Here is a 21,923-nt window from a genome sequence, read left to right on the forward strand (position 1 = left end):
GTTTAAAAAACTGTTCAGCGGCCGCTCCAGACGCGGCCACTGTCCTGAGTCTGTACGGCTTAGAATTCTTCCCACTCGTCGTTGCCAGCGGTGGCAGCGGCGATTTTCTTCGGCGCCGGCGCAGGTGCTGCAACGGCCTTTTTGACAGGGGCGCGTGCGGCGGTGCGGGCAACCGGCTTCTTCAGCGCTACCGGAGCGGCTGCGGCGGCAGGCGCGGCGGCCGGAGCGTAATGCTCATGCTCGGACAGCTTGAAGATCGATACCACGCGGGCCAGTTCACCAGCCTGGTCTTGCAGGCTTTGCGCGGCGGCGGCAGCTTCTTCCACCAGGGCGGCATTCTGCTGGGTCATGCTGTCCATCTCGATGATGGACTGGTTGACCTGCTCGATGCCGGCGCTCTGTTCCTGGCTGGCGGAGGCGATTTCGCCCATGATGTCGGTCACGCGGCGCACCGAGTCCACCACTTCGTCCATCGTCACGCCGGCCTGGCCGACCAGTTTCGAACCGCGTTCGACTTTCTCCACGGAGTCGCCGATCAGGGTCTTGATCTCTTTCGCAGCGCCAGCCGAACGCTGGGCCAGGTTGCGCACTTCGGACGCCACCACGGCGAAGCCGCGGCCCTGTTCGCCGGCACGGGCTGCTTCAACCGCAGCGTTCAGCGCCAGGATGTTGGTCTGGAAGGCGATGCCATCGATCACGCCGATGATGTCCACAATCTTGTTGGCCGATTCGTTGATCGAGCTCATGGTGTCCACCACTTGCGACACCACTTCGCCGCCCTTGCGTGCCACGTCGGACGCATTGGCTGCCAGCTGGTTGGCCTGGCGGGCGTTGTCGGCGTTCTGCTTCACGGTCGAGGTCAGTTCTTCCATGGCCGACGCGGTTTTCTCCAGCGACGAGGCCTGCATTTCGGTACGCGACGACAGGTCGATATTGCCGGCGGCGATTTCACGCGAGGCGGTGCCGATGGTCTCGGTGCCGGTGCGAACCTGGCCCACGATGCCCACCAGGCTGTCGCGCATTTCTTTCATTTCCACCAGCAGGCTGTCCTTGTCGGTCGAGCTGGTGTTGATGGAGACGGACAGGTCGCCGTTGGCGATGCTGCCGGCGATGGAGGCGGTGTAATCCGGCTCGCCGCCCAGCTGCTTCAGCAGGCCGCGGGTAATCACGATGGCGGCGCCAACGCTGATCACCACGGCCAGCAGGCCCATGAAGATCATGAAGGTGCGGGCGCTGGCGAAGCCTTCAGCCGCGTCCACCTGCACTTGCGCATTCAGTTTGTCTTCCAGCGCGCCCAGCTGATCCAGCGCATCCATCCACTTCTTCTGCGGCGGACGGATTTCCTTGATCATCACCTTGGTGGCGGCTTCAGCCTGGTTCGACAGCCACAGCTCGGAAGCCTTGGCGATCGCCGGCATGGTGGCGGCTTCGTGTTCCTTGACGGCGGCCATCAGGGACTTCTCTTCCGGGGTCACTTCCAGCGCGAACTGGGCTTCCAGTTTTTTCTGCGCGGCGGCGTACTTGTCCGACAGTTCCTTGATGCGCTTCATTTCCGGTTCCATATCGGCCGGGTCGCTCATCAGGGTCAGGGTGCGCAGCGAGCTGACGCGCTCGTTGACGTTGTTGCGCATGTCGATCACCAGGCGCGTCACCACATTGTTGAAGCTCACCACGTGATCCAGGCGGTCCTGGATCTGCGCCATGCGCACAATGCCGACGCCGGTCACGGCGATCAGGAACAGCAGCACCAACACAAACCCGAGGCCCAGGCGCGTCCCCACTTTCATTTTTGCTAAATTCATTTCGGCTTCTTTGTAAGTGACACTATTGATTAGAAATTACCCAGATAAGGCGTCCGCTGCGCGCGGGAATACACCCATAAATCCCTTGCCGCTGCGCAAGTAATGACAGTAGCAAACAATGACTGCGAATGCAAAACTTGTGCTACGGGTCGTTACAATGTGTGGTTTTTCAGCGCAAATCCGCTGGAGAGGCCTGATGGCCGCTGTGAGTATGTGTGTATTTTATGAAATTATAGGGGAGAGTTTTGCCTCAAGGCAAGCAAAAACTGCCTGCAAAATACGCAACCTAACTTTCTGCGGAGAAATAGGCGAAACGCGAACTTTGCTTTGGACAAACTGTTGCGTTCAGACCGGCAAAGACAGGCGGGCAGCGGCTTCCAGCAGCAAGTTGGCGTCGCCGAGGGCGAGCTTTTTGGAGTCGGACAGGGTCTGGCGGAACAGGCGCGCGCCGGGCAGGCCTTGCATCAGGCCCAGCATGTGGCGCGTGATGCTGTTCAGCTTGAGGCCGCGCCCGCCGCCCTCTTTCGCCAACTGGGCCTGGATGTAGGGCACCATGGCGGCCAGCACCTGCTCGCGGGTCTTGGGCGCGGCGGCGTCGCCGTAGTAGCGCTGGTCGAAGGTCGCCATCAGGAAGGGGTTGTGGTAGGCCTCGCGGCCCAGCATGACGCCGTCCACGTGCTGCAGGTGCAGGTCGATCTCGGCCTCGGTCTTCACGCCGCCGTTGATCAGGATCTCGAACTGCGGGAACTCGCGCTTGAGGCGGTAGGCGTATTCGTATTTGAGCGGCGGGATTTCGCGGTTTTCCTTGGGCGACAAGCCCTTCAGGATGGCGTTGCGGGCGTGCACGATAAAGGTCGAGCAGCCGGCCTCGGCGACGGTGCCGACGAAGTCGCGCACGAACTCATAGCTTTCGCTGTCGTCAATGCCGATGCGGTGCTTGACCGTCACGTCGATGGAGACGGCGTCGCGCATGGCTTTCACGCAGTCGGCCACCAGTTGTGGCTCGGCCATCAGGCAGGCGCCGAAAGCGCCCTTCTGCACGCGTTCGGACGGGCAGCCGCAATTGAGGTTGATCTCGTCGTAGCCCCATTTTTCGCCCAGCTTCGCGCTGGTGGCCAGGTCCGCAGGATCGCTGCCGCCCAGCTGCAGGGCGACCGGGTGCTCTTCCTCGTTAAAGCGCAGGTGGCGCTCCACGTCGCCGTAGACCAGGGCGCCGGTGGTCACCATTTCCGTGTACAGCCAGGTGTGCTTGGTGATTTCACGGTGGAACACGCGGCAGTGGCGGTCGGTCCAGTCCATCATCGGCGCGACGGACAGGCGGCGGCTCGGCAGCTTGCGGGCTGCGGTGGTGTCGGCGGTCGGGGCGGTGATGGTGGTCATGGCGGCAAAGTCGCGGAATCGAAAGGGGGCCGTCATTATACAGCGGAACGCCCGCCCCCGCCCCGCCGGCCGCCTCAGGCGATGATGTTCAAGCCGCCGTCCACATAGACGGTGCTGCCGGTCAGGCGCCTGGCGTAGGGCGAGGCAAGGTAGGCGCAGGTGTTGCCGACGTCGAAGATGTCCACCAGCTCGCCAATGGGCGCGCGCGCCACGGCGTCGCTCAGCAGCAGGCCGAAGTCTTTCAGGCCGGAGGCGGCCCGGGTTTGCAGCGGGCCGGGCGAAATGGCGTGCACGCGGATGCCTTGCGGTCCCAGCTCGTGCGCCAGGTAGCGGCAGGATGCTTCCAGCGCCGCCTTCACCGGCCCCATCACGTTGTAGTTGGGCACCACCTTGTCGGCGCCGTGGTAGCTCATGGCGAACATGGTGCCGCCTTCGCTCATCAGCGGCGCGGCCAGCTTGGCCATGCGCACGAAGGAGTGGCAGGAGACGTCCATCGCTTGCAGGAAGCCGTCCAGCGAGCAGTCCAGCAGGCCGCCTTGCAGGTCGGCCTTGGGCGCATACGCGATCGAGTGCACCAGGATGTCGAGGCTGCCCCAGCGTTCGCCGATGGCGGCGAACACCGCTTCCAGCTGGCCGGGCTGGGCAACGTCCAGCGGCAGCAGCAGCGCCGCGTCCAGCTCTTCGGCGATGGGGTCGACGTAGGGTTTGGCCTTGTTGTTCAGGTAGGTCAGCGCGATGTCCGCGCCCAGCTCGCGGAAGACCTTGGCGCAGCCGTAGGCGATGGAATGCTCGTTGGCCACGCCGACCACCAGCGCGCGGCGCCCTGCCAGTATGGGATAAACGGTTTCGACGCTCATGTCAGGCCTCCAGCAGGGATTGCGCGTGGCGCGCGATCATCAGTTCTTCGTTGGCGGGGACGACCCAGACCGGCACCGCGCTGCCGGCAGCGCTGATGCGGAAGGCGCCGCCTACGGCAGAGGCGGCGGCGGCCGGACCGGCGGCATTGGCGGCGGCGTCGAGCTGCACGCCCAGCCAGGCGGCGTCGCGGCCGACGGCGCTGCGCAGGGACGCGCTGTTCTCGCCTATGCCGCCCGAGAACACGATGCCGTCCAAGCCGCCCAGCGCCGCCGTCAGCGAGCCCAGTTCACGGCCGATGCGGTACACCATCAGGTCGATGGCGAGTTTGGCGCGCGGGTCGCTGCTGCGCTCCAGCGTGCGCATGTCGGACGAGATGCCGGATACGCCCAGCAAGCCCGATTGCTGGTACAGCAGGCGCTGGATATCACCCGGCGCCATCTTCAGTTCGTCCATCAGATACAGCACCACGCCGGGATCGACGCTGCCGCAGCGCGTGCCCATCGGCAGGCCGTCGATGGCGGTAAAGCCCATGGTGCTGGCCACGCTGCGCCCGCCGCGCATGGCGCACATGCTGGCGCCGTTGCCCAGGTGCGCCGCCACCACGCGCTTGCCTGCCAGCCGGCCGTCCAGCTCCGGCAGCACGCTGGCGATGTATTCATACGAGAGCCCGTGGAAGCCATAGCGCCGCACGCCCTGCTCCGTAATCTCGGGCGGCAGCGCGAAGGCTTGCGCCAGCGGCGGCTGCGCGGTGTGGAAGGCGGTGTCGAAGCAGCCCACCTGCAGCACCTGCGGCGCCAGCGCGAAGATGCTGCGCACCGGCGCCAGGTTGTGCGGCTGGTGCAGCGGCGCCAGCGGCGACAGCCGTTCCAGCCGCGCCGCCACGTCCGCGTCCAGCTTCACAGGCCCGCTGAATTCCGTGCCGCCGTGGACGATGCGGTGCCCTATCGCCACCACGTTCAATCCGTCCAGATGGCCTTGCGCATACTGCACCAGGTAATGCATGGCTTCATCGTGCGCCAGCGGCGCGCCCGGCCACGCGTGCGAGGCGGACTCGCTGCCCGCCGCGTCCTGCGCCACGAAGCGGGTCTGCCCCGCGTACAGGTTCTCGATTTTTCCTTTGGCGCGCAACGCCAGCTCCGCCCCGGCGTACAGCGAGAACTTGATGCTGGACGAACCGGCATTGATGACGATGACCGCGTCGTCCGCGCGCATGGCCGCCACGGCCTAGCTCCCCAGCAGCCTGGCGCCGGCCAGCTTGCTGTGCGCGATCAGCGCGGCCACGGCGCACGAGGCCAGGCGCGCCTGCACCGAGTCGGCGCGGCTGGTCAGTATGACCGGCACGCGCGCGCCCAGCACTATGCCGGCCGCATCCGCGCCCGCCATGAAGGTCAGGCTCTTGGCCAGCACATTGCCGGTTTCCAGGTCCGGCACCAGCAGCACGTTGGCGCGCCCGGCCACCGGCGACTTGAGCTGCTTGACCTCGGCCGCCTCCATACTCACCGCATTGTCCAGCGCCAGCGGACCGTCCAGCAGCGCGCCGGTGATCTGGCCCCTGTCGGCCATCTTGCACAGCGCCGCCGCTTCTATGGTGGATGGAATTTTCGGATTCACCGTCTCCACAGCCGACAGGATGGCCACGCGCACCTCGTCGAAAGCCAGGATGTGCGCCAGGTCGATGGCGTTCTGCACGATGTCGACCTTGTCCGCCAGCGTGGGCGCGATATTGACGGCGGCGTCGGTGACGATCAGCGGCTCCGGGAAGCCCGGCACGTCCATCACAAAGCAATGGCTCAGGCGGCGCGAAGTACGCAAGCCGCCCTCGGCCTGCACGACGGCCGCCATCAGCTCGTCAGTGTGCAGGCTGCCCTTCATCAGCGCCGCTGCATGGCCCTCGCGCACCAGCTGCACGGCGCGCTGCGCCGACGCATGGCTGTGCTCCGTGGGAACGATGGCCAGGCTCGATATGTCCAGGCCCGCCTCGGCGGCGGCGGCGCGGATGCGCGCCTCCGGTCCCACCAGGATGGGGGTCATCAGACCCAAGCGCGCCGCGTCCAGCGCGCTCTCCAGCGCGTTGCGGTCGCAGGCATGCGCCACCGCCACCACCGGCGCTTCCACCGCTTGCGCGGCGGCGATCAGGCGGTCGTAATGCACATGCTGGCGGCTCTCGGCCGCCGCAGGGCTCATGCCTTCTCCTTGCCTGCGGCCTGGCCATCCAGCCCGATGCCGGGCGGATTGGCCGCCACCGCCGCCGCCACATTCAACGCCGCTGCGGCCGGTGCGCCGAACGCCATGGCCACGCGTTCCATGCGCTCGGCCGCTTCGCCGGACAGGGCGCCGGCAGCTCCGGCCACCTGGCGCACCACGTTGAGCGCGTCCGCCTTTTCATCGGCGTCGTCCGGCAGCAAAGCCGGCAGCGCGGTGAAGCCGGCCGCCTCGTCCCAGGACAGGATCTGCGCCTGCTGCTGCACCACTTCCTTGAAGCGCGTCAGCGACATTAGCTGGCCCGCGTGGCTGTGCGCGCGCAGCTCGCGCAGCGTGGCGTAAGCCCGCTCGTCGGCGGCACGCAGCTCCGGCGCGCGGAATATATACAGCAGCGCGCGCACAATGGCCTCCACCTTGCCGCCGATGGCAGCGGTTTCCACCAGCTTGGCGCGCGCCGACGCCACCACGGTTTCGCGCGCAATGTCGCGGCCCAGTTGGCGCACGCGCTGGTCGTCCGCGCGCAGGCCCACCAGCGCCTGCAGCACCGGTGAGCCGTACAGGTTCAGGAAGTAGCGCTCCACGGCGCTGTCGCGCACGTCGCGGTACTGGTCCAGCGTGGCCGCGATCTGGCGCGAGAACGCCTCCTGCATGGCGCTGAAGATATTGTTCGGCGCGGCCGGCTTGCGCTCGGCGCGCACCTTGTCCGCCAGCCCGGCTATGCCGTGCAGGAAGGGGTTCTTGCTGGAGTACACGCGGTAGCGCAGCCGATAGGGATGCATCTGGCGCAGCGCTTCGGCGCTCTGGTCATTGACGACGGCCGACAGCAGCGGGCGCACGAAGGTGCGGTACAGGCCCACGTTCACGTCCGACACCCGCGCCACGGCGGCGAAGCGGCGCTCGTCCTCGGCGTCGTTGCCGCCCAGCGCGCGCAGGTCGTCCAGGAAGCGGCGCTCGAAGCGCATCACGTAGTTGCCGGTGGCCAGCGCGGCGTTCAAGGTGTCCGGCGTTTTTTCGAGGAACACCGCCTCGTACAGGCCGGGCGGCAGCACGTCGATCAGGTCCATGGCGGAGGTGAATTCCTCGTGCTCCTTGTTGGCCACCGTGGCCGACACGAAGATGCCGAGGTGGCCTATGGTCTCGTGCATGGCGTAGATGATGGTCTGGCCGCTCATCGCCAGCGCCTCGTCGTCCTGGTACATGTCCAGCACCCAGCCCAGCGCCTGGTGCGGCGGCGTGATGTCGTCGCCCCAGGAGCAGAACACCACGATGGGCGACTTCACGTTGCGCAGGTCGATGCGGCGGCCGGTGGAGTCATGGATGGAGCCGGAGCTGAGGCGGTTGCCGACGAAGAGATTGTCGGCGATGTACTGCATCTCGGGCGCGTTCAGCAGCACCGGGTTGCCCCACCACTTTTCGAATTCCAGGAAGCGCTGCGCCTCGGTGTCCACCTGCGCGTACACCCGGTATTCCTTCTTCCACCAGGTGTTGGCCGGGTTCATGCTCTCGAAGTTGCTGACGAGGTTGGCGCCGTCGAAGATGCCGTTGCCCAGGTCGCCGGACAGCGCGGTCAGCCAGGTGCCGCCCAGCAGGCCGCCCAGGTAGCGCAAGGGGTTCTTGCCGTGCACGCCATTCCAGTAGGACAGCGGCGCGCCGGCCAGCACCAGCGGTCCCGGCAGGTCCGGGTTGAGGGCTGCGGTCATCATGATCTGCCAGCCGGCCTGGCAATTGCCGATCAGCGCGGGCTTGCCGTCCGCGTCCGGATGCAGCTCGGCCACCTTGGCGATAAAGCGCGCCTCGGCGCGGCACACGTCCTCTATGGTCTGGCCGCGCACCGGCTGCGGCAGGAAGCCGACGAAATAACAGGGATGGCCGGCGCGCAGCACCACGCCGATTTCGCTGTCGTGCTTCATGCCGCCTATGCCGGGGCCATGCCCGGCGCGCGGGTCGAACACGATGAAGGGACGCCGCGCCGCGTCCACCTCCACGCCATCCGGCGGGGTGATGCGCAGCAGGCCGTAGTTGACGGGGCGATCCAGGTCGCGGCCATCCATCACCACGTCGAATTCGAAGTTCAGCACATGGGGCGCTGCCTGCGCCACGCTCTCGGCATGGTCGTCGCCGCGCTGGCGCAGCACGTCCATGAACAGCACCGAGCGCTGCCAGGCGTCGATCCAGTATTCGCCGGCCTGGCGGGCGAGGTCGAAGGGACTGCCGGGCCATGCCGGCTGGAATACATTGCTTCTATCGTTCACGCTGAGCTCCCTTTACGGTTGTGCACTGCACCTACGACTTCCGGACAGGGATTCAGTATACCAGCAATAAAAAATAGACAAGAAACCGGCGATGCTATGGTGCGCCGCAAAATGACAAAAGCCGCCGCCCCTTGCGGGTGCGGCGGCTTTCATTCCAGGCTCAGCGATTACGCTTCGCGGGAAGCCTTCTTACGCTCGTGCTCTTTCAGGAAGCGCTTGCGCAGACGGATCGATTTCGGGGTGATTTCCACCAGTTCGTCGTCGTCGATGAATTCCACTGCGTATTCCAGCGACATCTGGATAGGCGGCACCAGGCGCACGGCTTCGTCGGTACCCGACGAACGCACGTTGGTCAGCTGCTTGCCCTTGATCGGGTTAACCACCAGATCGTTGTCGCGCGAGTGGATACCGATGATCATGCCTTCGTACACTGGGTCGTTGTGGACCACGAACATGCGGCCGCGATCCTGCAGTTTCCAGATGGCGTAGGCAACGGCGGCGCCGTCGTCCTGCGAGATCAGCACGCCGTTGCGGCGGCCGCCCAGTTCGCCCTTGCCGTTGTCGACCGGAGCGTAGGCGTCGAACACGTGGCTCATCAGGCCGGTGCCGCGGGTCAGGGTCATGAATTCGCCCTGGAAGCCGATCAGGCCACGCGCAGGAATACGGTATTCCAGGCGCACACGGCCTTTGCCGTCGGATTCCATGTTCTGCAGGTCGCCACGGCGGCGGCCCAGTTCTTCCATCACGCCGCCCTGGTTGGCTTCTTCAACGTCAACCGACAGCTGCTCGTACGGCTCGTGGCGCACGCCATCGACCATTTTGAACACCACGCGTGGACGGGAAACGGCCAGCTCGAAGCCTTCACGGCGCATGTTTTCGATCAGGATGGTCAGGTGCAGCTCGCCACGGCCCGATACTTCGAAGGTGGTGTCGTCTTCGGTTGGCGCAACGCGCAGGGCAACGTTGGCTTTCAGTTCTTTGTCCAGACGGTCGCGCAGCTGGCGCGAGGTCACGAACTTGCCTTCGCGGCCGGCCAGCGGCGAGTTGTTGACCATGAAGTTCATGGTCAGGGTAGGCTCGTCCACGGTCAGCATTGGCAGCGGGTCCGGGGTGTCCGGTGCGCACACGGTCGAACCGATGCCGATTTCTTCGATACCGTTGATCAGCACGATGTCGCCGGCAACAGCGTCGTCTACCAGCACGCGCTCCAGGCCCTTGAAGTTCAGCACCTGGTTGATGCGGCCTTTGATCGGGGTGGCGCCTGGGCCGTTCACAACCACAACGTCCTGGCCGGTTTTAACGCGGCCGCGGTTGATACGGCCAATGCCGATCTTGCCCACGTAGGACGAGTAGTCCAGCGAGGTGATTTGCATCTGCAGCGGACCGTCCGGATTGTCGTCGCGCACTGGCACGTGTTCCAGGATGGCGTCGAACAGCGGCTTCATGTCGCCCGAGCGCACGTCTTCGGTCAGGCCGGCGTAGCCGTTCAGGCCCGAAGCGTAAACGATAGGGAAGTCCAGCTGCTCATCGGTAGCGCCCAGCTTGTCGAACAGTTCGAAAGTCTGGTTGATCGCCCAGTCGGCGCGCGCGCCCGGACGGTCGACCTTGTTGACCACCACGATAGGCTTCAGGCCCAGGGCCAGCGCCTTGCGGGTCACGAAACGGGTCTGTGGCATCGGGCCTTCCTGGGCATCGACCAGCAGCAGAACCGAGTCCACCATCGACAGAACACGCTCCACTTCGCCGCCGAAGTCGGCGTGGCCTGGGGTGTCGACGATGTTGATGTGGGTGCCTTCGTACTCAACGGCGCAGTTCTTCGACAGAATCGTGATGCCGCGCTCTTTTTCGAGGTCGTTCGAGTCCATCACGCGGGTGTCGACCGCTTGGTTTTCACGGAAGGTGCCAGACTGCTTGAGCAGCTGGTCCACGAGGGTGGTTTTGCCGTGGTCAACGTGGGCGATGATGGCGATATTGCGAATTGCGCGTTTAGTAGTAGACATAGTCGTTGTATTTACAGAAAAACTGCGGAGTGAATGCGAATGCGATCACTGGAACCCACTATTATAGCACGTACCGCACCGCAATAAAAATCCTTTGCTGTGCACCTCTTTTTACACGGAACTTGAGCCGGATCAAACTCCGCGCATATTGCTGAGCGCGTTAACACCGAACTAATCTCCGCCCTACTATGCTTGCCGAATGATCAGACATCGGAGGCGGTATGGCCAGCGCGCGCAATCTCATCCTCTCGGCCACCCTGCTGGCGGACGGTCTGGGCCAGCAGCGAGGCCTTCGTGGTCGGCAATGCCGCTACCGAGGTGCTGAAGCGGGCCACCGGCCGCCTGCGGCCCAGTGAAACGGACGACCCCAACCGCTGGCACGCGGGCGGCAAGAGCTTCCCCAGCGGCCATGTGACGACGGCGGCGGCGCTGGTCACGCCCTTCATCCTCGAATATAAAGACGACCATCCCGCCGTGTGGCTGATGGCGGCGCTGCCGGTGTATGAAATGGTGTCGCGCGTGAAGACGCGCTCGCACTGGCAGACCGACGTGCTGGCCGGCGCCGCAGTGGGCGCGGCCAGCGGCTACCTGGCGCAGCGGAAAGGCCCCTTCGTCCTGCGCGCCATGCCGGGCGGCGTGTTCGTCGGCTTCGGGAAGCGCTTTTAAGCGGCGCCTGCGACGGAGATCAGGCGCTCGGGCGCCAGGATGTCGAACTCGCCCAACTGGGCGGTGCCGAGCAGCTTGTCGCCATGGTAGACGCGCACGCGGCCAGGTACCTGCTCCAGCTTGGGCACGGCCACGGCCGGCTCTTTGCCCAGCGGCAGGCGCTGGCCGTTGAGGAAGCGTTTGGCCAACTCATCGGTCAGCTGCACCGGCGGGAAGGACGACAGCAGCGCATCGACCGGCGCCAGCAGTTCCAGCGGCGTGGCATGGGCGGCCACCTCTTCCAGCGTAACGATATTGTCCATCGTCAGCTCGCCGACCTGGATGCGGCGCAGCGCGTTCAGGTGCGCGCCGCAGCCCAGCGCCGCGCCGATGTCTTCGCCCAGCACGCGGATATACGTACCCTTGCTGCACTTGACTTCCAGCTTCAAAAACGGTGCTTCGTAGCTGACGAATTCCAGCTTGTGGATAGTGACCGGGCGCGCTTCGCGCTCCAGCGTAATGCCGGCGCGCGCGTACTCGTACAGCGGCTTGCCGTCGCGCTTGAGCGCCGAGTACATGGGCGGCACCTGCTCGATGGGGCCGCGGAACCGCGCCAGCACGGCTTCGATCTGATCGCGCGTGACGTTCACGTCGCGCGTTTCGATGATCTGGCCTTCGGTGTCGCCGGTGTCCGAGCGCTGCCCCAGGTGCACGGTGGTCAGATAGGTCTTGTCGGCTTCCAGCAAGTCCTGCGAGAACTTGGTGGCTTCGCCAAAGCACAGCGGCAGCAGGCCGGTGGCGAAGGGGTCCAGCGTGCCGGTGTGGCCCGCCTTCTTCGCGTTCAGCATGCGCTTGGTCTTGATCAGCGCGTCGTTGGAGGACAGGCCGACCGGCTTGTCCAGCAGCAGCACGCCATCGACGATGTCGCGCACGCGTTTTACTTTTTGCTGATTCATTCGGCTTGGTCTTCGCCTTCAGCCTTGGGGGCGGCGTCGCCCTCGTCGTCCAGCGAGCGGGTCGAATTGGCCTGGTCGATCAGCGCCGACAGCTCCATGCCGCGCGAGGCCGACATGTCGTGGTGGAAGTGCAGCGACGGCAGCGTGTGGATGTGCAGGCGCTTGCCCAGCATATTGCGCAGGTAGCCGGAGGCCGCGTTCAGGCCGGCCAGCGTGTTCTTCACGGTTTCCGGATCGTCCTTCAGCATGGTGAAGTAGATCTTGGCGTGCGCGTAGTCCGGCGTGAGCTGGACTTCGGACAGCGTAATCATGCCGACGCGCGGGTCTTTCAGCTCGTAGGCGATCAGCACCGACAAATCCTTCTGAATCTGGTCGGCGACGCGCAAGCCGCGCGCGGGGATGGTTTTGCTATGTTTTGCCATGATGTGTTACCTAAAAAAAATTGGCGGGTCAATAAAACCGGGGGCACGCCCCGGTTTCACTGACCCGCCAGTGCGCCGACCGCTATTACAGCGTACGGGCGATTTCCTGCACTTCGAACACTTCCAGGGTGTCGCCAACCTGGATTTCGTTGTAGTTCTTCAGCGACAAGCCGCATTCCAGACCGGCGCGGACTTCTTTCGCGTCGTCCTTGAAGCGCTTGAGGGAGTCGATCTCGCCGGTCCACAGCACGATGTTGTTGCGCAGCAGGCGGACGGACGAGGAACGCTTGACCACACCGTCGGTAACCAGGCAGCCCGCAATCGCGCCGACCTTGGAAACCAGGATGACCTGGCGTACTTCGACCTGGCCGGTGATCTGCTCGCGGCGCTCTGGCGCCAGCATGCCGGACAGTGCTGCTTTCACCTCTTCGATCGCGTCGTAGATGATGTTGTAGTAGCGGATGTCCACGCCGTTCGACTCGGCCAGCTTGCGCGCCTGTGCATCGGCACGGGCGTTGAAGCCGATGATGACCGCTTTCGAGGCCACCGCCAGGTTGACGTCCGATTCCGTGATGCCGCCCACCGCTGCGTGCACAACCTGTACGCGCACTTCGGAGGTCGACAGTTTCTGCAGCGAGGACACCAGTGCTTCCTGCGAACCCTGCACGTCGGTCTTGACGATCAGCGGCAGATTCTTCACTTCGCCTTCGGCCATCTGTTCGAACATGTTCTCCAGCTTGGCCGCTTGCTGCTTGGCCAGCTTCACGTCGCGGAACTTACCTTGACGGAACAGGCCGATCTCACGGGCTTTACGCTCGTCAGCCATGACCATGACTTCTTCACCGGCGGCCGGCACTTCGGTCAGACCCTGGATTTCGACCGGGATCGAAGGACCGGCTTCCGACACGGCTTTGCCGTTCTCGTCCAGCATGGCGCGCACGCGGCCATACGAGGAGCCTGCCAGCACAACGTCGCCGCGCTTCAGCGTACCGGACTGGACCAGGATGGTGGCCACGGGACCCTTGCCCTTGTCCAGGCGGGCTTCCACCACCAGGCCGCGCGCTGGCGCGTCGACCGGTGCTTTCAGTTCCAGCACTTCGGCTTGCAGCAGCACTTGCTCCAGCAGGTCGTCGATGCCCTGGCCGGTCTTGGCCGATACCGGCACGAACGGCGAGTCGCCGCCGTATTCTTCCGGCACCACTTGTTCGGAGATCAGTTCCTGCGTCACGCGCTCCAGGTTGCCGCCCGGTTTGTCGATCTTGTTGATCGCCACCACCAGCGGTACGCCTGCAGCTTTTGCGTGGGCAATCGCCTCTTTCGTTTGCGGCATCACGCCGTCGTCCGCAGCCACCACCAGAATCACGATGTCGGTTGCCTTGGCGCCGCGGGCACGCATGGCCGTAAAGGCTTCGTGGCCCGGGGTATCCAGGAAGGTGATGGTGCCGCGCGGCGTGTCGACATGGTAAGCGCCGATGTGCTGCGTAATGCCGCCAGCTTCGCCGGACGCCACTTTGGCGCGGCGGATGTAATCCAGCAGCGAGGTCTTGCCGTGGTCGACGTGACCCATGACGGTCACGACAGGAGCGCGCGAGGTGGACTCGAAGTGAGCGTGCTCACCCTGGTCCGCCAGCAGCGCTTCCGGATCGTCCTCGGCGGCGGGGTGGGCTTTGTGGCCCATCTCTTCCACCAGGATCATCGCGGTTTCCTGATCCAGCACCTGGTTGATGGTGCACATCTGGCCCAGCTTCATCAGCTGCTTGATGACCTCGGACGCCTTGACGGACATCTTGTGCGCCAGCTCGGCCACGGTGATGGTCTCCGGCACGTGCACATCTTTGACGATGGCTTCGGTCGGGGCCTGGAAATTGGTCTCGCGGTCGTCCGCATGCGAACCGCCACGGCGGCCGCCACGGCCACCGCTGCGCCAGCCGTCACGGCCACCGGCCGAACCGGTGTTGCCGCCACGGCCTTTGCCTGCGCCGCCGCCAGGGGCGCCGCGCTTCTTGGCGTCGTCCTGCCAGGTCGACGACACATTGGCCGACTTGATGGATTTCTTGTCGCCGACGGCAGGCTTTTTATCGCCCGGCTTGTCGGTGGCTGGTTTCTTGTCGGCAGGCTTGTGCAGCGTGCCTTCGGCAGTCTTGGCCTTGACCGGCACCGGAGCCGGGGTAGGCTCAGGCGCTTTGATGGCGCGGCGCGGCGCGTTCATCATGGCTTTGATCTGGGCCACTTCGTCGGCCACGGCCTTGCGTGCGCGCTCGGTGGCGGCAGCGCGCTCGGCGGCTTCCTTGTTGGCCAGTTCGGCGGCTTTCTTCGCTTCTTCAGCGGCAGCGGCCTTCTTCGCTTCGGCGGCGGCGTCGACGACCGGCGCTGCAGCAGCAGCTGGCTTGTCGGCGGCGGCCTTGGCGGCGGCGGCGGCTTTCTTGGCTTCGGCTTCCGCAGCTTTCTTCGCTTCGGCTTCGGCGGCAGCGGCGGCTTGCGCCTGGGCTTCCTTTTCCGATTCCAGCTTGGCCAGGCGTTCCTGCTTCTCGCGCAGTTCCGCTTCCTGGCGGGCGATCAGCTCGGCCTGTTTGCGTGCGTCTTCCTCGCGGCGCGCCACTTCGGCGGCGTCCACTACTGGTGCGGCAGGCGCGGCGGCAGGCACCGGCTCGTCGCGCTGGACGAAGGTGCGTACTTTCTTCACCGCCACCTGGATGGTGCGCGATTTGCCGGTGGCGTCAGCCTGCTTGATCTCGGTGGTTTCCTTGCGGGTCAGCGTGATCTTTTTCTTTTCGGTGTCCGCAGCTGCGCCGTGGGTGCGGCGCAGGTGTTCCAGCAACTTATCCTTATCATCTTTCGACAATGGATCTGACGTCGAACTCTTTTCGACGCCAGCAGAACGCAGCTGCGTCAGCAGCAAATCTGCAGGCATCTTCAGTTCGGTGGCAAATTGGGCTACGTTGTTACTCGCCATTCAGTCCTCTTTTCTATGTGTCGCGGAGATGATAAAGATACTCAAATTATGCCTTTGCGGATTCGGCCGCCGACCAGGCTTTGGCTTGCAGGGCCTTGGCGCGGTCGTCGTACTTCGAGTCAACCAACTTCATCTCATCGTCGGTCACATCTTCAAATTCACTTGCAATCAGTGCACGGGCACGGTCGGCGGACAGGGCCAAAATGGCGCCAAATTCGTCGTAAGCCAGTGCGGCAAAAGCTTCTACGGTCTTGATACCAGCCAGACCCAGCTTGCCGGCGGTGATGCGGTCCATGCCTTCCAGACCGACCAATGCCTCGTCCATGCCTTCCAGACCTTCTTCCGAGGCGATCGCCTCGGTCACCAGCGCATCGCGTGCGCGGGTCCGCAATTCATTGACGGTATCTTCGTCGAACGCGTCGATTTCCAGCATTTCGGAGATCGGCACGTAAGCAATTTCTTCCAGGCTGGCAAAGCCCTCTTCCACCAGGATGTCGGCCACTTCCTGGTCGACGTCCAGTTTTTCCATGAACAGCGCGCGGATCGCGGCGGTTTCCTGGGCTGCCTTGTCGGCCGATTCCTCGGCCGTCATGATGTTGATCTTCCAGCCGGTCAGATCGGCGGCCAGGCGCACGTTCTGGCCCGAGCGGCCGATGGCGATGGCCAGGTTTTCTTCGTCGACCACGACGTCCATGGCGTGCTTCTCTTCATCGACCATGATGGACGACACATTGGCCGGGGCCAGCGCGCCGATCACGAACTGGGCCGGATCTTCCGACCACAGCACGATGTCCACGCGTTCGCCGCCCAGCTCGCCGGTAACAGCCTGCACGCGCGAACCGCGCATGCCGACGCAGGTGCCGATCGGGTCGATGCGCTTGTCGGCCGTGTAGACGGCGATCTTGGCGCGCACGCCGGCGTCGCGGGCTGCGGATTTAATTTCCAGCATGCCTTGTTCGATTTCCGGCACTTCCAGTTCGAACAGCTTCATGATGAAGTCCGGCGCGGTGCGCGACAGGATCACCTGCGGGCCGCGCATATTGCGGTCCACGCGCAGGATGAAGGCACGCACGCGGTCGCCGATACGCAGATTTTCCTTGGGGATCATCTGGTCGCGCGGCAGGCGCGCTTCGATCTTGCCGGACTCGACGATTGCATCGCCGCGTTCCATGCGCTTGATGGTGCCGGTCACGAGCGAGTCGCCGCGCTCCAGGAAGTCGGCCAGGATCTGTTCGCGCTCGGCATCGCGCACGCGCTGCAGGACCACCTGTTTGGTGTCCTGGGCGAAACGGCGGCCGAATTCCACGGATTCGATCGGCTCTTCGATGTGGTCGTCCACTTCGATGTCGGCGATTTGTTCTTTTGCTTCAAACAGCAGCACTTCCTGGTCAGGCAGCTGCAGGCCCGCTTCGTCGGGCACCACGTGCCAGCGGCGGAAGGATTCGAACTCGCCCGAATCGCGGTCGATCGAAACGCGGATGTCGACCTCGCCTTCGTAGCGCTTCTTCGTAGCTTGCGCCAGCGCAAATTCCAGCGCACCAAAGACCACGTCCTTGTCGACGTTCTTTTCACGCGCCAGCGCGTCCACCAATAACAAAACTTCGCGACTCATGCTTTGCGTCCCTTAAAATCCACCTGCGGCACCAAGCGTGCCTTATCCATATCGGCGAGCGTAAACTCCAACAGCGCCGGACCATCTTTACCTTCAAATTCCAATGCCAGCTGATCGCCCTGCGGCTCCTGCAGCACGCCCTCGAAGGACTTGCGGTTGGAGGTGCCCGGCATGGCGACTTTCAGCTTGACGATGGCTTCGCAACCAGCGAAGCGGGTGAAATCTTCCAGTTTGCGCAGCGGCCTGTCCAGGCCGGGCGAGGAGATTTCCAGCCGCTCGTAGTTGACGTTTTCGACCGTCAGCACATGGCTCAGCTGATGGCTGACCGTGGCGCAGTCCTCAACCGTGATCGGGCCTTTTTCGGCCGCATCCGCCGCGCTGAAATCGATATAGACGCGCAGCAGTCCGCGCTCGGCCCGTTCGACATCAACCAGCTCATAGCCCAGACCGGCGACGGTCTTTTCAATTAATTCCGGCAGTTGCAAAAAATTTCTCCGCTAAAAACGGTTCACCAAAAAAAAAATGGGCTATTGCCCATCTTCTTGTACTACCCAGCCAGATGAAAGCACTCTCGGCATTAAAACCAGCGAATCACTTTTCCTAGGCTGGTCATTATAACCGCCAATTGACTTCGCTGCAATGCCACATACCACAGTGGACACGCAAACAACAATCAAAACTACGCAAAAACCTGGCCTGGAGGCCGGGAAACCGCGGGGGCCAGCCCCATCGGGTCCGACCCCAGGATTCGGATTAGCCCTTGCGGCGGCGCGGCATGCCGTGGTCGGACGCGCCGCCACGCGGCTGCTGGTTGCCGCGGCGCTGGCCGCCGGCGTTACCAAAGCCAAAAGTGGTTTGCAGCGGGTCCGGCTGGCGCGGACCTTTCGGCGCCTTGCCTGCGCCGCCGGCGCCGGCAGCACCCTGGCCACGGCCAAGGCCGCCCTGCCCGCCACCGCCACCCGGACGGCCGGAGCCGCCTGGACGGCCCGAACCGCCGCCCGGACGGCCATAACCGCCGGCCTGGCCGCCGCCCTGGCCTGCGCCGAAGTAGGCGCCCTGGCCACGGCCCTGGCCGCGTGGTGCTTGCGGGAAGGGGTCGGCGTTTTTATTGCTCACGTCCATGCGGTTGCCGTTCGGCTCGCCGTCATCGTGCTCGTCGCGGTCGCGGCGCGGCTTCTGGTTGCCGCGCTGGCCACCCTGGCCTTGGCCCTGCGGACCACGGCCGCCTTGCGGGCCACCCTGGGCGCGCTTCTGGCCGCCCTGGGCCGGCTGGTCGCCCGGCTGTTTTTTCTCCACGCCATACGCGGCCATCAGGTCGCGCACGGTGTTTTCTTCCATCTCATCCCAGCGGCCGCGCTTCAGGTCGCTAGGCAAGGTCATGGCGCCGTAGCGGGTACGGATCAGGCGCGACACGGTCAGGCCGATGGCCTCGAACATGCGGCGCACCTCGCGGTTGCGGCCTTCGCTGATCACCACGCGGTACCAGCGGTTGATGCCTTCACCGCCGCCGTCCGCGATCTTGGAGAAGTTGGCCAGGCCGTCTTCCAGCTCCACGCCGGCCAGCAGCTTCTGGCGCATGCCTTCTTCCAGCGTGCCCAGCGTGCGCACCGCGTATTCACGGTCGATGTTGTAGCGCGGGTGCATCAGGCGGTTAGCCAGATCGCCGGAGGTGGTGAACAGCAGCAGGCCTTCGGTGTTGAAGTCCAGGCGGCCGATGGCCAGCCATTTGCCGGCCTTCATGGTCGGCAGGCGGTCGAACACCGATGGACGGCCGTCCGGATCGTCGTGCGACACGATTTCGCCGGCAGGCTTGTGGTACACCAGCACGCGCGGCGGCTTCTTGCTCACCTTGCGGTGGATCAGCTTGCCGTTGATGCGCACGGCGTCGGTCGGCAGGATGCGCTGGCCGATGTGGGCCGGCTCGCCGTTCACCGACACGCGGCCGGCAACGATCAGGTCTTCCATGTCGCGGCGCGAACCCAGGCCGGCTTCGGCCAATACCTTGTGCAGCTTGGGCGCGTCGTCTTCGGCGGTCAGGTCGCGGCGCACGGCCTTGGCCGGCTGGCGGCCCTTGCCGGCTTCTTCGCTGTCGAAGGCGTCGGAGGTGGCATAGGCGAATGCGGCGTCCGCATCGCTCAGCTTGCCGCCCGCGTGGCCGCCCTGCCCTTGGGCGCCTGGACGCTGCTTGCCCTTTTTCTTGTTCTTGTTGCGGCCTTCGTTGCGCGGACCGCGCTCATGGCGCGGACCGGCCGGGGCTGCGCCCTCGCCTTCGGCGCCAGCGGCCACAACCGCGGCCGGCGCACCTTCCGCGCCCTCGGCGACGGGAGCCGCCACTGGCGCTGGACGGGTGAGTTCGCGCACGGCGCGCAGTTCGCGCATCTGGCGCGGGCCGCGCGGGCGGCGTTCGGATTTGCTGTCGCCATTGCCCGCAGCGGCTGGCGCGTCGCCGGATTCGGCGGCAGGAGCGGCTGCATCGGCCTTCGGCTTTTTGGCGCGCGGCGTTTTGGCCGGCGCGCCCTCGGCGGCGGCGGATTCGCCAGCGGCGGCAGGCGCGGCGGCGGCATCGGCAGCCTGGGCAGGCTTGGCGCGCGGCTTCTTCACGGGCGCGGCGGCCGCCGCATCGCCAGCATCGGCGGCAGGAGCGGCATCGGCCTTGGCCTTGCGCTTGGGCTTGGGTGCTTCGCCCGCGGCCAGCGCGCTCGGCGCATGCGCCTCGCCCTTGTCGGCTTCAATCTGCGCCTTGGTACGGCGCTTCGGCTTGGCAGCCAGGTCGGCGGCGGGTGCGCCGGCAGTCTCTTGGGTATCAGTGTTATTCATTGTTCATTTCTTGGTTGTGCTCAGCGTCAACCGTCGTTTCTGGCGCAAGGGCGTGAGCCGGTGCCTCATTGATGGGCGACGCGGCGTGTTGCGCCGCTTTGTCAAAGTTCTCCTGCAGGGCTGCTTCCAGCGCTTCCATGTCGGGCGCGCCACCTCGCATATCGCTGATTTGCTGCAACGGTGGCAGCTGGGACAGCGAACTGAGTCCCAAATCATCCAAAAAGTGCTTGGTGGTGCCCAGCAAGGCGGGCCTTCCCAGCACGTCGCGGTAGCCGAGCACGTCCACCCAGCCACGGTCTTCCAGCATTTTGATCGTCTGCGAATTCACGGCCACGCCGCGAATCTCCTCGATGTCGCCGCGCGTCACCGGCTGGCGGTAGGCAATAATGGCCAGTGTTTCCAGCGTTGCGCGCGAGTATTTCTGCGGCTTTTCCGGGCTTAGCCGGTCCAGGTACAGCTTCATTTCCGGCCGGCTCTGGAAACGCCAGCCGCTGGCCAGGTTCACCACCTCGACGCCGCGGCCATCCCAGTCCAGCCTCAGTTCTTCCAGTATTTCCTTGATCGTATCGGCGCCCAGGCCCTCGTTGCGCGGCCTGCCCTGCTCATCGAGCTCCACAAACAGCTTCTTGAGGCTGTGCATGGACAAAGGCTCATGCGCGCATAGCAAAGCGGTTTCGAGGACTCTTTTCGCCTCAACTGTATTCATAGCTATCTTGTGTTTGCAATAAATGCAAGATGTGCCCGGGCCTTTGCGCGCTGGGCAGGGGCAGTACCGATGGGGATGGAGGTGTCAGGTCCAACTGCGGCAATTGTACCTGATAAAACTACGAAAGGGATAAATTGTCCAGACAGCCGTAACAAGAATTACGCCGAGGCAAGTCGATCGCTCAAGATTGCAGAAACACCAACGAAAGCCGGGTATTCAGCGGTGATGACGAAAGTCGGGATGCGGCCCAGGTACTGGGCGAAGCGGCCCTTCTGCTCGTAGCGGGCGCGGAAACCGGAACGGTCGAAGCGCGCGCCCAGGCGCGGCACGATGCCGCCGCCTATATAGATGCCGCCCTGCGCGCCCAGCGTCACGCCCAGGTTGCCGGCCACCGTGCCCAGCATGCAGCAGAAGGTTTCCACCACTTCGTCGCACAGCGCACTCTCGCCGTCGAGCGCGCGGCGCACGATTTCCGGCACGGCGATGTCTTCCCGCGCCACGCCGCGATGGGCGCACAGCGCGCGGTAGATCAGTTCGATGCCCACGCCGGACATGAAGCGCTCGGCCGACACGTGATCGAATTCCGTCCAAGCATATTGCAGGATGGCGACCTCGGTCGGGTTGGCGGGCGAGAAGCTCACATGGCCGCCTTCGCTCAGCAGCGCGGTCCAGCCACCGTCCTTGCCGGCGCATTTGCTCGGTATTAAGCCGGAAACGCCCAGGCCGGTGCCGGCGCCGATCAGGCCCAGCGGCGCGCCGGCTTGCGCCGTGCCGCCGCCCACCTGGCGCTTCTGTTCATCCGACAGGAAAGGCAGCGAGCTGGCCAGGGCCGTGAAGTCGTTGACCACCACCAGCACTTCGAAGCCGCACGCGGCGCGCAGCGCCTCGATGGAGAATTCCCAGTGGTGGTTGGTCATGCGCACGAAGTCGCCCGTCACCGGATTGGCGATGGCGATGGCGCCATGCACGATGCCCGCGCCCGCCACCGCCTTCACGCCGGGCAGCGCCAGGTAGGCGCGCAGCGCGTCCGCCAGCGAGGGGTAGTCCGCGCAGGCCAGCACATTGATCTGTTGAATGCTACCGGGAGCCACTTCCAGCGCAAAGCGCGCATTGGTGCCGCCGACGTCCGCCAGCAAACGCGGGCCGCCTGGGAAGCCGGAATTTTGAGGGGAAGTGGGCTGGGCAGTCATGATGGCAATAAGAATCGTTGAGGCCTTAGCTTAATGGAAATCCCGGCGCAGGCGCAAGTATTCTTTGTAGTTTTAGTACATTCTCAAATTCAATGAGGTAAAAAACTGACGTCCTGCCATATTTTCAA

At 64.7% G+C, this 21,923-nt stretch carries 16 protein-coding genes; 1 reads left to right on the forward strand and 15 read right to left on the reverse strand.

Annotated elements, in window-relative coordinates; translation table 11 throughout:
• Nucleotides 1-59: 59 nt before the first annotated feature.
• The 7 genes from GTP77_RS16690 to typA form a co-directional block, all read right to left on the reverse strand.
• Entirely contained in the window at nt 60-1,802 is a 1,743-nt protein-coding gene (locus GTP77_RS16690; protein WP_229202231.1) for a methyl-accepting chemotaxis protein, read from the reverse strand.
• Nucleotides 1,803-2,147: 345 nt separating this feature from the next.
• Complete coding sequence (gene dusA, locus GTP77_RS16695) at nt 2,148-3,182, reverse strand: tRNA dihydrouridine(20/20a) synthase DusA (protein ID WP_161073278.1); 1,035 nt, start codon at nt 3,180-3,182, stop codon at nt 2,148-2,150.
• A gap of 74 nt (nt 3,183-3,256) precedes the next feature.
• Nucleotides 3,257-4,039 carry an enoyl-ACP reductase FabI gene (fabI, locus tag GTP77_RS16700; RefSeq protein WP_161073279.1) on the reverse strand — a complete coding sequence of 261 codons (783 nt, stop codon included), beginning with the start codon at nt 4,037-4,039 and terminating at the stop codon, nt 3,257-3,259.
• A 1-nt stretch (nt 4,040) separates the two neighbouring features.
• Complete coding sequence (locus tag GTP77_RS16705) at nt 4,041-5,252, reverse strand: acetate/propionate family kinase (RefSeq protein WP_161073321.1); 1,212 nt, start codon at nt 5,250-5,252, stop codon at nt 4,041-4,043.
• Between the two features lie 12 nt (nt 5,253-5,264).
• Nucleotides 5,265-6,224 (reverse strand): phosphate acetyltransferase, encoded by a 960-nt coding sequence (locus tag GTP77_RS16710; protein ID WP_161073280.1) that lies wholly within the window; start codon nt 6,222-6,224, stop codon nt 5,265-5,267.
• On the reverse strand, nt 6,221-8,494 hold the full coding sequence (locus GTP77_RS16715; protein WP_228895259.1) for a DUF3141 domain-containing protein: 2,274 nt from the start codon (nt 8,492-8,494) through the stop codon (nt 6,221-6,223). The genes GTP77_RS16710 and GTP77_RS16715 overlap by 4 nt, the downstream gene beginning before the upstream one ends.
• A 167-nt stretch (nt 8,495-8,661) precedes the next feature.
• A complete protein-coding gene (gene typA / locus GTP77_RS16720) occupies nt 8,662-10,494 on the reverse strand; it encodes a translational GTPase TypA (protein WP_161073281.1) in 1,833 nt (610 codons plus the stop codon).
• A gap of 294 nt (nt 10,495-10,788) precedes the next feature.
• Here typA and GTP77_RS16725 point away from each other — a divergent pair, with 294 nt between their 5' ends.
• The gene (locus GTP77_RS16725; protein WP_161073282.1) at nt 10,789-11,160 is read left to right on the forward strand and encodes a phosphatase PAP2 family protein; all 372 of its coding nucleotides are present in this window, start codon (nt 10,789-10,791) and stop codon (nt 11,158-11,160) included.
• On the opposite strand, the gene truB is transcribed toward GTP77_RS16725, so the two are convergent.
• From truB to GTP77_RS16765, 8 genes are all read right to left on the reverse strand, one after another.
• A complete protein-coding gene (gene truB, locus GTP77_RS16730) occupies nt 11,157-12,095 on the reverse strand; it encodes a tRNA pseudouridine(55) synthase TruB (RefSeq protein ID WP_161073283.1) in 939 nt (312 codons plus the stop codon). The two genes, GTP77_RS16725 and truB, sit on opposite strands and share 4 nt — an antisense overlap.
• Nucleotides 12,092-12,517: a 30S ribosome-binding factor RbfA gene (rbfA, locus tag GTP77_RS16735; RefSeq protein ID WP_161073284.1), complete on the reverse strand. Its 426-nt coding sequence runs from the start codon at nt 12,515-12,517 to the stop codon at nt 12,092-12,094. The genes truB and rbfA overlap by 4 nt, the downstream gene beginning before the upstream one ends.
• Nucleotides 12,518-12,602: 85 nt before the next feature.
• Entirely contained in the window at nt 12,603-15,470 is a 2,868-nt protein-coding gene (infB, locus tag GTP77_RS16740) for a translation initiation factor IF-2 (RefSeq protein ID WP_161073285.1), read from the reverse strand.
• A 46-nt stretch (nt 15,471-15,516) separates the two neighbouring features.
• Complete coding sequence (gene nusA, locus GTP77_RS16745; RefSeq protein ID WP_161073286.1) at nt 15,517-17,082, reverse strand: transcription termination factor NusA; 1,566 nt, start codon at nt 17,080-17,082, stop codon at nt 15,517-15,519.
• Nucleotides 17,079-17,567, reverse strand: coding sequence for a ribosome maturation factor RimP (rimP, locus tag GTP77_RS16750; protein WP_056399542.1), 489 nt, complete (start codon nt 17,565-17,567; stop codon nt 17,079-17,081). The genes nusA and rimP overlap by 4 nt, the downstream gene beginning before the upstream one ends.
• A gap of 268 nt (nt 17,568-17,835) precedes the next feature.
• Nucleotides 17,836-19,899 (reverse strand): pseudouridine synthase, encoded by a 2,064-nt coding sequence (locus tag GTP77_RS16755; RefSeq protein ID WP_161073287.1) that lies wholly within the window; start codon nt 19,897-19,899, stop codon nt 17,836-17,838.
• Nucleotides 19,892-20,605, reverse strand: coding sequence for an SMC-Scp complex subunit ScpB (scpB, locus tag GTP77_RS16760; RefSeq protein ID WP_161073288.1), 714 nt, complete (start codon nt 20,603-20,605; stop codon nt 19,892-19,894). Before scpB ends, GTP77_RS16755 begins: the two co-directional genes overlap by 8 nt.
• Before the next feature lie 158 nt (nt 20,606-20,763).
• Complete coding sequence (locus GTP77_RS16765; RefSeq protein ID WP_161073289.1) at nt 20,764-21,795, reverse strand: glucokinase; 1,032 nt, start codon at nt 21,793-21,795, stop codon at nt 20,764-20,766.
• Between the last annotated feature and the right edge of the window lie 128 nt (nt 21,796-21,923).

The sequence above is a fragment of the Pseudoduganella aquatica genome, assembly GCF_009857595.1.
GTDB classification, from domain to species: domain Bacteria; phylum Pseudomonadota; class Gammaproteobacteria; order Burkholderiales; family Burkholderiaceae_D; genus Rugamonas; species Rugamonas aquatica_A.